14 protein-coding genes are annotated in these 17,144 nt (G+C 68.6%); 8 read left to right on the plus strand and 6 right to left on the minus strand.

What is annotated here, in order from left to right:
- Window positions 1-252: 252 nt before the first annotated feature.
- Complete coding sequence (locus ABN401_RS06980; RefSeq protein ID WP_349684116.1) at window positions 253-1,161, plus strand: SDR family NAD(P)-dependent oxidoreductase; 909 nt, start codon at window positions 253-255, stop codon at window positions 1,159-1,161.
- Between the two features lie 153 nt (window positions 1,162-1,314).
- A complete protein-coding gene (locus ABN401_RS06985; RefSeq protein WP_349684117.1) occupies window positions 1,315-2,517 on the plus strand; it encodes an acetyl-CoA C-acyltransferase in 1,203 nt (400 codons plus the stop codon).
- Between the two features lie 98 nt (window positions 2,518-2,615).
- Here the strand turns inward: ABN401_RS06985 and ABN401_RS06990 are convergent, their stop codons facing one another.
- Entirely contained in the window at window positions 2,616-3,311 is a 696-nt protein-coding gene (locus tag ABN401_RS06990; protein ID WP_349684118.1) for a helix-turn-helix transcriptional regulator, read from the minus strand.
- Between the two features lie 192 nt (window positions 3,312-3,503).
- Between ABN401_RS06990 and ABN401_RS06995 the strand changes: the two genes are divergently transcribed.
- The gene (locus tag ABN401_RS06995) at window positions 3,504-4,112 is read left to right on the plus strand and encodes a glutathione S-transferase family protein (protein WP_349684119.1); all 609 of its coding nucleotides are present in this window, start codon (window positions 3,504-3,506) and stop codon (window positions 4,110-4,112) included.
- Here the strand turns inward: ABN401_RS06995 and ABN401_RS07000 are convergent, their stop codons facing one another.
- The 3 genes from ABN401_RS07000 to otsB all read right to left on the minus strand — a co-directional run bounded on the left by ABN401_RS07000 (window position 4,113) and on the right by otsB (window position 8,164).
- Window positions 4,113-5,531, minus strand: a complete 1,419-nt coding sequence (locus tag ABN401_RS07000; RefSeq protein ID WP_349684120.1) for an alpha,alpha-trehalose-phosphate synthase (UDP-forming) — start codon at window positions 5,529-5,531, stop codon at window positions 4,113-4,115.
- A 66-nt stretch (window positions 5,532-5,597) separates the two neighbouring features.
- Window positions 5,598-7,400 (minus strand): glycoside hydrolase family 15 protein, encoded by a 1,803-nt coding sequence (locus tag ABN401_RS07005; RefSeq protein WP_349684121.1) that lies wholly within the window; start codon window positions 7,398-7,400, stop codon window positions 5,598-5,600.
- The gene (otsB, locus tag ABN401_RS07010; RefSeq protein WP_349684122.1) at window positions 7,397-8,164 is read right to left on the minus strand and encodes a trehalose-phosphatase; all 768 of its coding nucleotides are present in this window, start codon (window positions 8,162-8,164) and stop codon (window positions 7,397-7,399) included. The genes ABN401_RS07005 and otsB overlap by 4 nt, the downstream gene beginning before the upstream one ends.
- 169 nt (window positions 8,165-8,333) lie before the next feature.
- Between otsB and ABN401_RS07015 the strand changes: the two genes are divergently transcribed.
- From ABN401_RS07015 to ABN401_RS07035, 5 genes are all read left to right on the plus strand, one after another.
- Window positions 8,334-9,338, plus strand: coding sequence for a KpsF/GutQ family sugar-phosphate isomerase (locus tag ABN401_RS07015; protein ID WP_349684123.1), 1,005 nt, complete (start codon window positions 8,334-8,336; stop codon window positions 9,336-9,338).
- Window positions 9,339-9,494: 156 nt separating this feature from the next.
- Window positions 9,495-10,820 carry a glycosyltransferase family 4 protein gene (locus ABN401_RS07020; RefSeq protein ID WP_349684124.1) on the plus strand — a complete coding sequence of 442 codons (1,326 nt, stop codon included), beginning with the start codon at window positions 9,495-9,497 and terminating at the stop codon, window positions 10,818-10,820.
- Window positions 10,817-12,085: a glycosyltransferase family 4 protein gene (locus ABN401_RS07025; protein WP_349684125.1), complete on the plus strand. Its 1,269-nt coding sequence runs from the start codon at window positions 10,817-10,819 to the stop codon at window positions 12,083-12,085. The genes ABN401_RS07020 and ABN401_RS07025 overlap by 4 nt, the downstream gene beginning before the upstream one ends.
- Window positions 12,086-12,163: 78 nt before the next feature.
- Window positions 12,164-13,309 (plus strand): polysaccharide biosynthesis/export family protein, encoded by a 1,146-nt coding sequence (locus tag ABN401_RS07030; RefSeq protein WP_349684126.1) that lies wholly within the window; start codon window positions 12,164-12,166, stop codon window positions 13,307-13,309.
- A 5-nt stretch (window positions 13,310-13,314) separates the two neighbouring features.
- Window positions 13,315-13,938: a hypothetical protein gene (locus tag ABN401_RS07035; protein ID WP_349684127.1), complete on the plus strand. Its 624-nt coding sequence runs from the start codon at window positions 13,315-13,317 to the stop codon at window positions 13,936-13,938.
- A gap of 352 nt (window positions 13,939-14,290) precedes the next feature.
- On the opposite strand, the gene hisS is transcribed toward ABN401_RS07035, so the two are convergent.
- Window positions 14,291-15,790 (minus strand): histidine--tRNA ligase, encoded by a 1,500-nt coding sequence (gene hisS, locus ABN401_RS07040; protein ID WP_349684128.1) that lies wholly within the window; start codon window positions 15,788-15,790, stop codon window positions 14,291-14,293.
- A 94-nt stretch (window positions 15,791-15,884) separates the two neighbouring features.
- A complete protein-coding gene (locus ABN401_RS07045) occupies window positions 15,885-17,120 on the minus strand; it encodes a DUF418 domain-containing protein (protein ID WP_349684129.1) in 1,236 nt (411 codons plus the stop codon).
- Window positions 17,121-17,144: the final 24 nt, after the last annotated feature.

Below are 17,144 nucleotides of genomic sequence, written 5' to 3' on the forward strand. Positions count from 1 at the left end.
GCCAGCGGCGAGAACGCCGATGGCCGCGACGCTGGCGAGAAGTTTCAGCTTCATGTCAGTCCTCATGTCGAGTTGATTGCCCAAAGGCCACGCTTACACGCGACGCTCACCGGGCCGAACGGCAGAGTGGGTCCCCGGTTCCCGATCCGCGTCGGGAATAGGGCGACTGTGGCGCCGTTTCAACACATATCCTCCTCTTGGCGATCGGGCCGGGGCTGATATCAGGCAAGGACGCATGGAGGCGTTTCAACAATGACGATTCGATTCGACGGCAAGGTGGCGATCGTGACGGGTGCCGGAGGAGGCCTTGGTCGGTCCCATGCCCTGGCTCTGGCCGCCCGGGGCGCGAAAGTCGTCGTCAACGACCTGGGCGTGGCCCGCGACGGATCAGGTCGGTCCCAGTCGCCGGCCGAGGCCGTGGTGGCCGAGATCGAGACGGCGGGGGGAGAAGCCATGGCGAACGGGGCCTCGGTCACCGACGTCGAGGCCGTCAAGGCGATGGTCGCAGACGCCACCGCGCGATGGGGCTCGGTCGACATTCTGGTCAACAATGCCGGCGTCCTGAGGGACAAGACCTTCGCCAAGATGGAGATCGAGGATTTCCGCTTCGTCGTCGACGTTCACCTGATGGGGGCGGTCAACTGCACCAAGGCGGTGTGGGACGGCATGCGGGAGCGAAACTATGGCCGGATCGTGATGACCACCTCGTCGTCCGGCCTTTATGGCAACTTCGGCCAGGCGAACTACGGCGCGGCGAAGATGGCGCTGGTCGGCTTCATGCAGACCCTGTCGATCGAGGGGGCCAAGAACGACATCCGCGTCAACTGCCTGGCCCCCACGGCCCACACCCGCATGACCGAGGACCTGGGCGCGGCCTTGCCGCTGGAGGCCCTGGGACCCGAACTGGTCACGCCGGGCCTGTTGTATCTGGTCAGCCAGGACGCGCCGACCCGCTGCATCCTGGGGGCCGGCGCGGGTGGATTCGAGCGGGCCTATGTGACCCTGACCCAGGGCATCCGGGTCGTCGGCGACGACGCGCCGGAACAGATCGCGGCCCGTTTCGCCGAAATCAGCGACCGCGCCGGCGAGATCGTGCCGGAGATGGGCGCGGCCCAGGGCATGATCGAGCTGACCAAGGCGCAGGGTGCCTTGGGCGGCTGACGCCACCGCGCCTACGCTCGGCTCGCGGAGCCTCGCTGCTTGAGGCGCAAGGGCCTTGCCTTGACGCAGCGGCAGGCGCTTAGCGTAGAGGCAACGATGGGCTCAAGCAGCGAGCGACCGCGTCGCGAGCGGTAGCCCCCAAGGGAGAATGCCATGCGTGAAGCGGTGATCGTATCGACGGCCCGGACCCCGATCGGGCGCGCCTATCGCGGGGCGTTCAACGACACCGCGCCGCAGCAGCTGGGAGCGCACGCGGTCAAGCACGCCGTGGCCCGTGCCGGCGTCGATCCGGCCGAGATCGAGGACGTGGTCCTTGGGGCGGCTCTGCAGCAGGGCGGGACCGGCACCAATGTGGCGCGCCAGATCGCGCTCGCGGCCGGCCTGCCCTCCTCTGTCCCCGGCATGACCATCGACCGGCAGTGCGCCTCGGGCCTGATGGGCATCGCCACGGCGGCGAAACAGGTGGTGTTCGATCAGCAGAAGATGGCGGTCGGTGGCGGGCTGGAGTCGATCTCGCTCGTCCAGAACCAGCACATGAACCTGTACCGGATGAAGGATGAGGCGCTGCTGACGCTGTCGCCCCACATCTATATGTCGATGCTGGAGACGGCCGAGGTGGTGTCGCGCCGCTATGGCATCAGCCGCGACCGCCAGGACGAATATGCGCTTCAGTCCCAGCAGCGCACCGCCGCCGCCCAGGCCGAAGGGCGGCTGGACGCCGAGATCGTGCCGATGACGACCACCATGCTGGTCGCGGACAAGGCGACAGGCCAGACCTCGTCGAAGGAGGTGACCCTGTCGAAGGACGAGGGCAATCGCGCCGACACGACCCTGGAGGGCCTGAAGTCGCTGAAGACCGTGTTCGGCGGGGGCGAGGAGATCCAGCAGGGCGAATTCATCACGGCGGGCAATGCGTCCCAGCTTTCGGACGGGGCCTCGGCCTCGGTCGTCATGGAGGCGGGCGAGGCGGTGAAGCGCAACCTTCAGCCGCTGGGCGCCTATCGCGGCATAGCGGTGGCGGGCTGCGAACCGGACGAAATGGGGATCGGCCCGGTCTATGCGGTGCCCAAACTGCTCAAGCGCCACGGCCTGACGGTCGACGACATCGGCATCTGGGAGCTGAACGAGGCCTTCGCGGTCCAGGTCCTGTATTGCGCCGACACCCTGGGCATTCCGATGGACCGGCTGAACGTCTCGGGCGGCGCGATCTCGATCGGCCACCCCTACGGCATGTCGGGAGCGCGCATGACCGGACACGTCCTGATCGAGGGCAAGCGGCGCGGGGCCAAGTATGGCGTCGTCACCATGTGCGTCGGCGGCGGCATGGGCGCGGCCGGGCTGTTCGAGATCTACTGAGAACAGCCCGAAAGCCGCGACCACGCTGGAATTCGAACCGAAACGCGAAGCGTTTCAGGGCGGGGCCGCGGGGCTGTTCGAGATCTTCTGATCTTCAGTCAGTGCGCATCGCCGTAGCGGGCGGTCATTTCCGCGCGCCATCTCGCCCTGAGCGGCGCCGGGCGGGCGGGGTAGCGGTCCTCCAGCACCGTCGCATCCAGGACGCGGTCGGTGCGGAACATGCGGAAGTCGTCCCGCATCTCGCACCAGGCCAGGACGATGCGCGTCGTGTCGCGATAGGCGATCTGGAAGGGCCACACGGTGCGGCGGCTCTCGGCCTCCTTCTCGTCGCGATAGTGCAGCGCGACCTTGCGAGCGCCGTGGATGGCGTGGCGGACGGCGGCCATGTCGATGGCTTCCGGCAGCACGTTCCAGCTCGGCGTAGAGACGGCGGGCTCCAGCACCATGGGTCGGAGCCGCTCGGGCACGGTCGCGGCGATCTTGGCGATCAGGTCGCGGGCGGCGCGGGCGAGCGCCGGATCTCCCCGGCCCGCCACCCATTGGGCCCCCAGCACCGCCGCCTCGATCTCGTCCGACGTCAGCATCAGGGGCGGCATGTCGAAGCCGGTGTCGAGCACATAGCCGACGCCCGCCTCGCCCCGGATCGGCACGCGCTGGCCCATCAGGGCGGCGATGTCGCGATAGACGCTGCGTTTCGATGTCTCCAGCTCGGCCGCCATGGCTTCGGCCGTGACCGGTCGAGAGCTGCGGCGAAGCAGCTGGACGATCTGGAACAGGCGGTCGGCTTTGCGCATCTTTTGGTGGCGCTAGCGCTTGGGACGCGGTCCCTCGCTGCTTGAGCGCGATTCTCCTCGCTGAGGCCCGTCGAGCCGACGAACCGACCTTACGGCGACGCTGCTGACAGCATGCTGGCAGCAGGGTGGCGGTAGTCAATCCATCGACACCGGAACGCCACTTCCGGACCTCGCGAAGATGGAGATCCCGTCATGCTCACGCTGTTCCATGCTCCCCAAACCCGTTCATCCCGCATCCTCTGGCTGATCGAGGAACTTGGGGCCGACGTCGAGGTCGTCTATTGCGAGATCGCGCATCGCAATGGCCAGAGGGTCGGAGAGGGCGATCCCCGGAACCCGCACCCCGACGGCAAGGTGCCTGCCCTTATCCATGACGGCGCCCTGATCACGGAATCGGCGGCGGTGGCACTGTATCTGACGGACCTGCACCCCAAAGCGGGCGTCGGCGCACCCGTCGGATCGCCGGATCGGGGCGCCCTTCTGACCTGGTTGACCTGGGCGGCGGGCGAACTGGAGCCGGCCCTGTTCACCCGGATGGGGGGAGCGAGCGACGCCTTCGCCGTCGCCCGGTACGAGGCGGCGATGGATCGGTTGATGGATGCGCTGTGGAGCGGGCCGTTCCTGATGGGCGACCGGTTCACGGTCGCCGATGTGATGGTCGGTTCGACCCTGACCTGGGTCCGGCCGATGCTGCCCGACAGTCCCTTGTTCGACCGCTACCTCGATCGGCTGGCGGCGCGGCCCTCCAGCGGCAGGGCGGCGGCGCGGGACAACGCGACCGGTCTGGAACAGGCGGCCTGATCAGGCCGCCCGGGCGGGTACAGCGTCGTCGTCGCCGCCCGAAAGCTGGATCGCCTTCAGGGCTCCGACATAGGCGTCGCGCCACAGGCCCACGTCCGTGTCCTGAACGACCTTCATCAGCGCCTGCCATTTCCGGATGCGCTCATCCAGTGGCATCGTCAGGGCGCGGTGGATGGCGTCGGCGACCTCCTCGCGGCTGAACGGATTGACCAGCAGGGCCTCGCCCATCTGTTCGGCCGCCCCCGCGAAGCGCGACAGGATCAGCACGCCCGGATCGTCGGGGTTCTGGGCGCAGACGTATTCCTTGGCCACCAGGTTCATCCCGTCCCGCAGCGGGGTGACCAGACAGACTTTCGCCGCGCGATAGATGCCCGCCAGCTGGTCCCGGCGATAGCTGCGGTTCAGATAGCGGATCGGTTGCCAGTCCATGTCGGCGAACTCGCCGTTGATGCGTCCGGCGAGCGAGTCCAGGCGGGCGCGAATGTCCTGATAGGTATCGACCTCGTCGCGACTGATGGGGGTGACCTGGACCAGAAAGACGTCGCCGCGGATTTCGGCGTGGTCCTGCAGGAACTGCTCATAGCCGAGCATCCGCTCCTCGAGCCCCTTGGAGTAGTCCAGCCGATCGACCCCGACGATCATCGAGCGGAAAGCCGCCGAGGCCGCCATGCGGTCGTAGGTCCGAACGCCTTCCCGCGAGTCCCGCGCCTCCATGAAGCCCTCGACGTCGATGCCGATCGGGAAGGTCCCGATCCGCACTTCACGACCGAAGGCCTCGAGCCCGCCATAGCCCGCCAGTTCGCCCCGCGCCTCTGAGATGACGTAGTCGCGGAACAGGTCCAGCCACTCCTGGGTCTGGAAGCCGATCAGATCATAGGCGAACAGGCTTTCGACCAGCCGTCGGTGATGCGGCAGGGTGACCAGCAGCTGCCGCGCCGGCCAGGGCGTGTGCAGGAAAAAGCCGATCCGGTTGGTGATCCCCAGACGCCGGAGGTCCCGCGCCAGGGGGATCAGATGATAGTCGTGGACCCAGATGATGTCATCGGGCTGGATCAGGGGGGCCAGGGTTTCGGCGAAGCGCCGGTTCACCCGCTCATACCCTTCACCATAGGACCGCTCATAGGCCGTCAGGTCCACCCGATGATGGAACAGCGGCCACAAGGTCTTGTTGGCATAGCCGTTGTAATATTCCTCGACGTCCTGCGCCTCGAGATCGACCAGCGCCACCTCGACCCCGGCGCGGTCCTCGGTCTTCAGCTCGCCGGTGAAATGCTCGATCGTCTCGCCGGACCAGCCGAACCACAGGCCTTCGTATTTTCGCAGGGCGGCCGACAGGGCCATGGCGAGGCCTCCGGCGGAGCCAGCGGCGGGGTCGACAGGGGCGGAAACGCGGTTGGAGACGACGATCAGGCGGGTCATGACGCGCCCCTAACGGCCAAGCTGGCGGTCGGCTGCATCGCAATCTCGTGATCGCGTCTCGAGGCCCTACCGGACATCGGTCCACGACCGGCTGAGCAGGACGGCGCAGTTGATGATGCCGACCAGAGAATAGGTCTGGGGATAGTTGCCCCACAGTTCGTTGTCCTCGACGCGGATATCCTCGCTGAGCAGGCCCGCGTGGGTCCGACGACTGAGCATCTGCTCAAAGATCTCTCGGGCTTCCTCGTCACGGCCGTTCTGGTGCAGGGCCTCGATGAACCAGAAGGTGCAGAAGTTGAAGGCGGTCTCGGGCTCGCCGAAGTCATCCGGCTCGACATAACGGAACAGATAGGACCCCTTCTTCAGATCCCGTTCAATGGCGTCGAAGGTCGCGACCTGGCGCGGGTCCATCGGGTCGAGGAAGCCCAGGTCGACCAGTTGCAGCAGCGAGGCATCCAGCTCGCGCCCGCCATAGCTGGCGGCGAAGCGGCCCTCGTCGGGCAGGAAGGCTTCCGCCTCGATCCGAGTCCGGATTGTCGTCGCGCGCTCGGCCCACACCCGGCCCCGCTCCGGCAGGCCGAGGTGGTCGGCGGCCTTGGCCAGACGGTCGCAGGCGGCCCAGCACATGACCGACGAATAGGTATGCACACGCGCGATCGTCCGGAACTCCCACAGGCCCGCGTCGACCTGGTCGTGCAAGGCGAAGGCGCGATCGCCGACCTTCTCCAGGTGGTGAAAATCATCGAGCGAGCCCGGGCGCAGCAGGCGCTGATCGTAGAAGCTCTGGACCAGGGGCAGGACGATCTGTCCGTAGACGTCGTGCTGCAGGTGCTCGCGCGCCTGATTGCCGACGCGCACCGGCTTCATGCCGCGATAGCCCTCGACCGAGGTCACGATGCGCTCGTCGATATCCTCCTCCAGCCCGACGCCATAGACCGGCTGGACATGGCCGCCCGCCGAGGCATCGACCAGGTTCCGGAGATAGCCGAGGTAGTTCTCCAGGATATCGACCGAGCCCAGACGGTTCAGGGCCCGGACGGTGTAGTAGGCGTCGCGGATCCAGCAGTAGCGATAATCCCAGTTGCGGCCGCTCTCCGGAAACTCGGGCACCGAGGTGGTCAGGGCCGCGACGATGGCTCCGGTCTCTTCGTAGACGCACAGCTTCAGGGTGATCGCCGCCCGGATCACCGCCTCCTGATAATCCAGGGGGATGTAGAGCGTGCGGATCCAGTCGGTCCAATAGGCCACGGTGCGGTCCAGGGTGGCCGAAACACCGGCTCCGACCTCCTGGTCGTAACCTTCGTCGGGCCCCAGGAAGAAGGCCAGCGGCCGCTCCAGCCGGAAGACGCGCTCTTCGAGCACATGCGAGACTGGACAATCGGTCGTCAGCCGCAGGGTGATGTCCGTGCACTGATAGCGGATGTGGTTGGAGCCCGAGGTGCAGTCTGCCTTGCGCGCGCCCCAGTCGGCGGAAGGACGCAGCCGCATACGGATCCGTGGCGAGCCCTGAAGCGGCCTCACGATCCGCGCGAAGGCCAGGGGCCGATAGGTGCGGGAGTGCTTCTTGTGGCGCGGCGCGAAATCGAGAATCTCGAGCGAGGCCCCCTCGTCGTCCGTCAGAACGGTGCGCAGCACCGGCGTGTTGCGGACATAGGACTGAGAGGTGGAGGCCAACCCATCCAGTTCGATCGACCAGAAGCCGTGATCGGGCGCGTCTCCGTCCATCAGCGCGGAGAAGACCGGATCACCGTCCACGCGAGGCGCGCAGGCCCAGACGTAGCGCCCCGCCCGGTCGATCAGGGCCGAGATGGCGCAGTTGCCGATGGGGGCGAGGTCGAGGCCCGGCCGGGCGGGCGTCGCGCCGGTCATGCCCGGGCCTCCACCACGGCTTCCAGCCAGTCCAGCACCGCTGGCACGTCGGGCAGGCCGTAGCGGGCCGCGGTCTCTCGCCCGGGCCCGACCAGAACGCCGAACCCGCCCAGCGCCTCGGCGGCGCTAAAGCCTGCCTCGTCGGTCAGGTCATCGCCCGCCATGACCGGCAGGGCCCCGGCGAAAGGGGTTTCAGCCATGAAGGCGGACAGGGCCCGCCCCTTGTCAGCGCCGGGTGTCTTGAGTTCCAGCACCATATGGCCGGGTTGCAGCACCAGCCCCGTGTCGGTCGCGAGACCTTCGGCCAAGGCGCGAGCCTGGGTCCCCGCTTCGGGGGCCTGACGATAGTGGAGACCGGCTGACACACCCTTGTCCTCGACGATCACGCCGGAATGGGCGGCGGCGAAGTCGCGAAACGCGGCCACGGCGTCCGCCACGCGGGGACTGGCCTCCGCGCGGTCCAGGCTGCCGTCACGGCGACGGCGCTCCAGCCCGTGCACACCTGACGCCGATCGCGCCGCGCCCCCGGCGATGCGATCGATCTCAGCGATCGTTCGGCCACTGATGATGGCCATGCGTCCGCCGAGCGTCCGGTCGAGCGCCTCGAGAACGGCCGTGCGGCGAGGCTCGGCGACCACCGCCTCGGGCGTGGGCGCCAGGGCGGCCAGCACCCCGTCCATGTCGAGGAACAGGGCCAGAGGACCGTCGAACGCGACGGGCGGCGGCGGCAGGGTGCGTGTCAGGGTCCCGGCGGATGGCGGCATGGTCTCTCGATGCTGATGTTGTCGCTTGGTGATCGACGCCCGACCTCTTAACGCCCTTCTGCGGCAAAGGTTGACCTTGGGAGGCTGAACTTCGGTAACAGCCGCCTGGATTGTGGAACCCGCCAAGGAGGGTCTACACCGCCGCACTGCCCGCGAAAGACCCGTCACCATGCCCCACGACGCCCCGCCCTCCTCGCCCGCATCCCCCGAAGCCGTCGGGGCCATGACCGAACACGCCCGCTCGGTCATCCGGCTGAACATCGAGGCCCTGGAGGCGCTGGAGCGAACCATCGACGGCTCCCTGGCGCGCGCGGTGGATGTGATCCTGTCTCGGCCCGGCTATGTCGTGGTGACCGGGATCGGCAAGTCTGGGCACATCGGCAACAAGATCGCGGCCACCCTGGCGTCCACCGGCACCAACGCCTTCTTCGTGCATCCGGCCGAGATGAGCCACGGCGACCTCGGCATGCTGCGCCACGACACGACCCTGCTGGCGATTTCCAACTCGGGCGAGAGCCGCGAACTGCGCGACCCGCTGCTGTTCTGCCAGAGGAACGGCATTCCGGTGATCGGCATGACCCAGCGCGGGTCGTCCTTCCTGGCGCGGATGTCGGCGGTGCCCCTGGTGATGCCCAGCGTCGCCGAGGCCTGCCCGAACGGTCTGGCGCCCACCACTTCGACCCTGATGACCCTTGCGCTGGGCGACGCCCTGGCCATGGTGCTGATGGACCGACGCGGCTTCTCGGCCACCGATTTCGGCATGCACCATCCGGGCGGCTCCCTGGGCATGAGCCTGCAGAGCGTGCGCGAATGGATGGGCGACAACCATGCCCCGCCCCCGACCGTGCCGACCGACGCGGCCTTCGCCGAGGTGGTGGCCGCCATCACCGCCGGGCGCAAGGGCGCGGTCGCGGTGCTGGACGACGACGGCAGCCTGGCCGGGATGATCACGGACGGCGACGTGCGCCGGGCATTCTCCAGCGACGTGTCGCGCATCACGGCCTCCGACATCATGAGCCGCCAGCCGATCACCGTCGGCCCCGACCAGCGCATGAGCGACGTCGTCGACCTCTTGACGGCGAACAAGATCTCGAACCTGTTCGTGGTCGCTGATCAGCGCCCTGTCGCCATCGTGCATGTCGCCGAACTGATGCAGGCCGGATACGTCTCCTGACGGACGGGGTCCACGCGGTTGACCCCCATGGGGCAAGGGTCTACGCCGCCAACCGACCGGCCGCCCCAGTGCGTCGCCGGACGCTCGGAACAACCGCGTCGAAGGCTGAAGTTGGATAGGTCGCCGGATGTCGTGGAAACTGGGCGAGCCGCGCCGTTGACGACGACCGCGCCGCGCCGACCGACCCTGTGCATCGACGGCTACAACATCGCCATGACGCGCGGCACCGGCATCGCCACCTATGGCCGGAACCTGTTGACGACCGTGCGCGCCCTGGGTTTCGAGACCCAGGTCCTGTACGGCCCGCCGCGCAAGCGATCCAAACGCCCTCTGCTTAACGAGACCGCCCTGGTCGACGCCGAACGGCCCCGCAAGAACAAGCGCATCGCGCGCTATGTCCAGACACTGACCAGCCGCGCCGGCGTCCCCGCCTGGCCGGTCACGCCCAGCGGTGAGGTCTTCTGGCCGACAAGGGCCGGCGGGCGGCCGGACGCGGCGTCGTTCTGGGCCGCGCACGACCTGTACTACCGGGCCAACCGCTCGTTCTCGGCCTATCGCAAGGAGACGCCGGTCGATTTCGACACCGACGGGGGAGCCGGGAAGCCGGACCTGATGCACTGGACCGCGACCCTGCCGCTGCATGCGCGGGGCGTGCCCAACGTCTATACGATCCATGATCTGATCCCGCTGCGGCTGCCGCACACCACCCTGGATGACAAGCCGGCCTATTTCGCCCTGTGCCGGGCCATCGCGCGGCGCGCCGACCACATCGCCGTGGTGTCCGAGACCACGCGGCAGGACGTGATCCGGATGCTGGGCGTGTCCGAGGACAGGGTGACCAACACCTATCAGGCCGTCCACCTGCCGGCCGCCCTGACCAACCGGTCAGAGGCCGATGTCACGCGGGAGCTTCAGGGCGTGTTCGACCTGGGCTGGAAGGACTATTTCCTGCATTTTGGCGCGATCGAGCCCAAGAAGAACCTGGGTCGCGTGGTCGAGGCCTATCTGGCGTCGGGCTGCCTGACGCCTCTGGTCGTCGTGGGCGGCCGGGCCTGGCTGGACGAACCCGAGACGGCCCTGATGAACCAGGTCATCGCCGACAAGGGCCCCAGCGCCGAGCGCATCCGGCGCTATGAATACCTGCCCTTCTCCATGCTGATCAGCCTGATCCGGGGGGCGAAGGCGACCCTGTTCCCTTCGCTCTACGAAGGGTTCGGCCTGCCCGTGCTCGAGTCCATGGCGCTGGGCACCGCGGTCCTGACCTCGACCGGAGGGTCCCTGCCCGAGGTCGCGGGCGACGCCGCGATCAGCGTCGACCCCTACGACGTCCCGGCCCTGACACGCGGGCTGCAGGCGCTGGACGCCGACGACGCGCTGCGCGAGGACTTGGAGCGGCGCGGCCGGATCCAGGCGGCGAAGTTCTCGGTCGAGGCCTATCGCGCGCGCCTGGCCGAAGTCTATTCGCGCGTCGGGGTCTCTTGACCCGGTCGGTCCTGTTCGATGCGAGCCGCCTGCTCAGCAGGGCGGAGCGCACCGCGCCCACCGGCGTGGACCGGGTATGCCTGGCCTATGCCGAATGGCTGCTGTCGCTGCCCGACGTCGCCGTGACGCCGGTCCGGTCGCGTCAGGATCAGCTGATCGCGGTCGATGAACCGTGGTTCCGGCGCTGCGTCCAGACCCTGCGGTCGCGCTGGACCGGAGACTTTTTCGAACGCTCGCTGACGCCCGACGAGATGCGGCTGATGACGGCCCTCGCCAGTGGCGCCAAGGCAGCGGAATCTGTCATCGGGGAACCGCCGGCCCACCCCGGCCGCACGCCGGGCCGGCGCGCCCGGGTCTTCAAACAGATGTTCCGCTCGCAGTGGATCCAGGGCCTGCCCGACAGCAGCCTGTATTTCAACGTCGGTCACACCGGCCTGGGCGATCCCGGCATCCTGCGCGAGCTGGCGGAGCGGGGAATCGAGCGGATCATTCTCCTGCACGACCTGATCCCGATCACCCACCCCGAGTTCTGCCGGCCTGGCGATGACATCAAGCATCGCGACCGCGTCATGACGACCCTGCGCCATGCGTCGCGCATCCTGGTGAACTCGCACTACACGGCGTCCGAACTGTCGGCCTTCGCGGCGCGAGAGGGGATCACGCCGCCGCCGATCGATGCGGTGCATCTGGGGCTGGAACCGACCTTCCTGGTTCCTCCGGCGGCCCCGACGCCCCGGCCGTATTTCGTCCACATCGGCACGATCGAGGCGAGGAAGAACCTGGCCTTCCTGCTGACCATCTGGCGACGGCTGCAGGAGAAGATGGCCGAGGCCGCGCCCCAGCTGGTTCTGGTGGGGCGCTACGGCTGGGAGAACGAGGCCGTGCTGGATCACCTGGAGCGATCGCCGGCGCTGCGCGGTCTGGTGCATCAGGCCTCCGACCTGCCGGATTCGGCCCTCGCGACCCTGATGGCCAGCGCCCGCGCCCTGGTCGCGCCCTCCTCGGTCGAGGGCTTCGACCTGCCGGCGGTGGAGGCTTCGGCTCTGGGCGTGCCGCTGATCGCCTCGGACATTCCGGCCCACCGCGAACTCGTGCCCAATGCCCGGCTGATCGATCCCCTGGACGGGCTCGGATGGCTGGACGCGCTGGAGAAGGCTACCCGCCATCCCCCCAAGGCCCCGCCCTATGTGGCGCCGACCTGGGACCGGCATTTCGCGGAGGTCGCCGAACATGTGGGTCTGACCCGGACCGCGCGCGCGGCCTGAGCGGCGTGCGCCGAACACGCTCTAGCCCCGGCGGCTAAAGGCCGGTAATCACGACCGGGAATTCAAAGCCTGGACGCCATGACCCGTAAACTGCTCGCTCTCGCGCTCGCGGCCCTCCTCTCGGGATGTTCGACCCTGCCGCGCGACGGACCCTCGGGTCGGGCGGTCGATCGCGGGGCCGTGGAGGACGCGGATGGTGCCGACTATGCCATCGTCGAGCTCGATTACGCCGCCGCGGAGCGCATCCGGGCCGTGCCGGGCCGCTATCTCGGCTCGCTGGCGGCTGCGTCCAGCAGCGAGCGGGTCGATGTGATCGGCGAGGGCGACCTGCTGTCCATCTCCATTTTCGAACCGTCGGGCACCCTGTTCGGCGGCGGCTCCAGCAGCCAGGCGATCCGCTCCGGCACCCAGGCCCTGCCCAGTGTCGCGGTCGACCGGGGCGGCACCGTCACTGTGCCGTTCGGCGGCGCCGTGCGCGTGGCCGGGCTGACGACCACCGAAGCGGGCAATGCGATCCGGCGCGCCCTGGCCGGGCGGGTCGGCAATCCGCAGGTCTCGGTGACCATCGAGGAGAACGCCTCGAACACCGTCACCATCCTGGGCGAGGTCAACGAACCGGGGCGGGTGCCTCTTTCGGTCAATGCGAGCACGATCCTGGACGTGATCGCCGAGGCCGGCGGCGCGGCTCAGCCGGTGCAGGACATCGACGTTCAGATCCGGCGTGGCGACCAGACCTACTCCGCCCCAATGACGGCCGTGACCAGCGACTTCGGTGAGAACGTCAACCTGCAGAGGGGCGACCAGATCAATCTGGTCCACAAGCCTCGGCGGTTCCGCAGCTTTGGGGCTCTGGGCACGGTCAGCGAGGCCGACATGCCGGCTGGCGAACTGACCCTCGCCGGCGCTTTGGGTCGGGCCGGGGGGCTGAACGACAACTTCGCCAACGCCCGCTCGGTCCTGGTCTTCCGCTTCGAAAGGCCCGAGGTGGCCCAGGCCCTGGGGGTCACCCAGCCGCCGACCCTCCGCGGCGTGCCGGTGGTCTATCGCCTGAACCTGGAGGAGGCGTCCGGCTTCTTCACGGCCGGATCGTTCGTGATCCAGCCGGAGGACACCATCTATGCGCCGCGCGCCACGGCGGCCGAGGTGCGGAAGTTCTTCGAGTTCGTCCAGCAGGTCTCGCGGGTCGTCTACGACATCTCGGTGACCAACACCCTGAACCAGTAGCGGCCATGAGCTGGCGCGGCCTTCTGACCGGACGGCGCGGCGGCCCCGAGGTCGGGACGGCCATCGCCCGGGCCGCCGACGTCTGGGAAAAGGCTGGGCGCCGCGCCGCCGCCAGTCCACCGACGATGGCCGAGGTCGAGGCGACGGCCCTGAAGGTCTATGCCGAGCATGGCCTGCCGACCCAGGCGGGTCACTATCGCCGGGGACCGGGGTCGGACGGCTGGGACTACCTGGGTCAGGACGTCGATATCGAGCGCCGCTGGGACATGGTGCTGGAGCGCCCCGCCGAGGCCGGCTGGCGCTTCGCCACCCTGGAGGACATCGGCCGCTATGAGGGGGCCGGCGCCGAACTGCGCGCGGCGGCCGCGCTGCTGGCGGCCTGCCGGCACCTGAAGGACCGCATCTCAGGCCGCGCCGTGGGCGAGCCGGGCGAGGACATCGACCGAGCGATCCGGCTGGGCGTCGACTGGCAGAGGCTGAAGGACGCCCAGGCGTGGAAGGAGACTTCGCGCCTGAAGCTGACGAACCCCGGCGATGCCCTGCCGGAGCCTTCGCCAAAGCCCCCGGCCAAACGCAAGGCCGCGGCCAAGCCCCGCGCTGCGCGAAAACCCCGCAAATCCGCGGACTGAACGGCACCGAAGCCGCGCGACGCCGTGCCGTATGAAGAGCAGTAGCGCCATAAGCCCGCGCTCGAGCAGCGAGCGATAGCGCAACAACCCGCGCTCAAGCAGCGAGCGACCGCGTCGCGAGCGGTAGCGCAACCAACATGCAGACGAGAAAAAGCCCGCTGCGGGGGATACATCGCAGCGGGCTTTCTCGCTCTCTATGGAGCGGACGTTTCCTCCCCGAAACGCCTTCGTCCAGCGGCTGCGCCTTGACAGCGCCGCGCCGTTCGAGTGAGGCCAGATGACCGTCAGGCACGTCCCAAGTCAATCAAAGGCCAAGCGAAATCCGACGGTTTCATGACTAAACGTCGATCACTCATTCGTGCGCGCCGTCCGTTATCGACGAAGCTTCGATAATGCCGCGAATGGTCCCAACCAGAGCTCCGCGCGGTACGGTCTGCTGCCCCGGACGGGCGGCCTTCCAGGCCTCGTTGTCGACCAGGTCCGAGGCCAGGGCCCGGCCGGCATCCAGATCCTTGATCGTGACCTGGCCCGCCGCGATCTCGTCGCCACCCAGCAGGATGGCGGCGGGAGCCCCGCGTCGGTCGGCGTATTTCATCTGGGCCTTCATCCCCGCCCGCCCGAGATAGAGTTCGGCGGCGATCCCCGCCCGGCGGAGCTCGGCGACCGCGTCCAGATAGGCCTGCATGTCCGCCTCGCCGAAGACGATGACGACCACCGGCCCCCGCCGCGCCGCCTCCGCTCGGCCGGCGGCACGAAGCGCCGACGCCAGCCGGGACACACCGAAAGAAAAGCCTGTCGCCGGGGTCGCCTCGCCCGTGAAGCGCGCCACCAGATCGTCGTAGCGCCCGCCCCCACCGATCGAGCCGAACCGCACAGCCCGGCCCTTGTCGTCGGTCGTGTCGAGCAGAAGCTCGGCCTCAAACACGGCCCCCGTGTAGTATTCCAGTCCACGGACGATCGTCGGGTCGAAGCGCACTGCGGCCTGATCGACGCCCATGGACGCCAGCGCCCGGTCGATGCCGGACAGTTCGGTCAGCGCCGCCTCGCCAGCGGCACCGAGGCCGCCGATGCGGGCGATGGCGTCGAGCGTCTGGGACCGGCTGCCCTCGCCCGCCGAGCCCAGGAAGGCTTGAATGGTGGCGGTGACGGCAGCCGGCAACCGCGCGCCCTTGGTGTAGTCCCCGCTCTCGTCCAGCCGCCCCTCGCCCAGCAGTGCGGCGACGCCTTCCCAGCCGAGGCGATCGTATTTGTCGATGGCCCTGAGCGCCGTCAGCCGCTGGACCGGGTCGGTCACGTCGCCCGCATCGAACAGGCCGTCGAACAGCTTGCGGTTCGACACCCGCACCACCGCCTGGCCGTCCGACAGGCCCGCCGCCCTGAGCCCCTCGCAGGCCATGGCGATGATCTCGGCGTCGGCCTCGGGCCGGTCGGAACCGACCGTGTCGGCGTCGCACTGGACGAACTCGCGGAACCGGCCGGGACCGGGCTTCTCGTTGCGCCACACGGGGCCGAAGGCGTAGCGGCGATAGGGTTTGGGCAGGGTTTCCCAGTTCTGCGCCGCGAACCGGGCCAGGGGGGCCGTGAGATCGTAGCGCAGCGCCATCCATTGTTCGTCGTCGTCCTGAAGGGCGAAGACCCCCTCGTTGGGACGGTCGGCGTCGGGCAGGAATTTGCCCAGGGCATCGGCGTATTCGAACGCGCCGGTCTCCAGCGGCTCGAAGCCCCAGCGTTCATAGACCTCGGACACCCGCGCCACGATGCGGCGCTCGGCGGCGACGTCCGCTCCTCGACGGTCGGCGAAGCCTCTGGGGCTGCGGGCTTCGGGGCGGGCGGGAGGCGCGGCGTCGGTCATGGCGCGCTGTTTAGAGGGGCGAGGGGCGAGGGTCGAGGGGCGAGGAAGGTCGCGCCCTGCCCGCCTTGACCCCGGGCGCCCCTCGCCTCCGCCCCTACTTCCGTATCGGCACCAGCCGCCCGTAGGTCAGCGAGCGCCACACCCACTCCAGCGGGCCGTTGGAGAAGACCGACAGCCACAGGGGCGACCAGATCAACTGGGCGACCCAGACGGCCGCGACGACACTCCACAGGGCGGCGGGGTGATAGTCGCCCATCCACTGCGGCCCCCACGGCAGGTAGAACAGGCTGGCCATGATCAGGGTCTGGGTCAGGTAGTTGGTGAAGGCCATCCGCCCGACCGGGACCAGCACCCCCGTCACGATTCGCGCCCCGAACCGGGTCAGCAGGATCAGCATCGACGCGTATCCGAGGGTGATCAGCGGGGCCATGCCGCCGGCCGCGTCGTCCAGACCCGCGATGGGCAGGCCGGCCGCGTCCCGGCCTGGCAGGCTGGCCCAGGCGTCGGTCGCCAGGACGGCTCCGGCCAGAACCAGCACCAGCAGATACACAACAGTCGGCGAACGCCCGACGAAGAAGCCGGACTTATAGAGACCGAGGCCAAGCATCATGAGCGGGATCGTCACCGGGATCAGGAACAGGGACAGCATGGCCAGCATCAGCCAGGCCTTGAGGTTCTCGATCCAGGGGGCCGCGAAGCTCGTCTTGTAGGCGGCGACGGCGGCGTTGATGGTCTCCATCGTGACCTGCGGGCTGTTGGCCTGCATCTGTTCCTGGAACTCGGGGCCGAGCGCGCCCATTGCCAACGGTCCGGCCGTGGCGACCAGCGCCCACAGCAGCGAAATCGAGCCGCCGATCCAAAGAAGCCGCCCGGCGCTCCACGACCGCATGAGCAGCATGATCGCGCCGCAATAGGCATAGTGGAGCAGGAAGTCGCCGTACCAGAAGGCGGCACCGTGAATGAGCCCGAAGACGCCCAGCCAGATCAGCCGGGTGCGCAGAAGCTTGCCCCGGCCCTCGTCGGAGCGTTCCCCGCCGACGAGGAAGATCGACACCCCGAACAGCATGGTGAAGAGGGTGCGGAACTTGTCCTGGAAGAAGACCTCGGTGACCCAGGCCCCCCAGGCATCGGCACCGGTGTGATTGAAGGGGTCGGTCGTCGCCGTCTCCACGGCGATCGGCCAGGCGAAGGCCATGGCGTTGACCGCCAGGATGCCGAGAATTGCCCAGCCCCGAAGCATGTCGAGCTGGAAGATCCGGTCCTTGGGCGCGACGGGAGCCAGGCCCCCGGTTGCGGGCAGAGGCTGGGCCTCGGCGGCGGGCATGGCCATGCGCTTTCCCCCAAAAGCATGAAG

It is taken from the genome of Brevundimonas aurifodinae (assembly GCF_040195595.1).
Classification (GTDB): Bacteria; Pseudomonadota; Alphaproteobacteria; order Caulobacterales; family Caulobacteraceae; genus Brevundimonas; species Brevundimonas aurifodinae.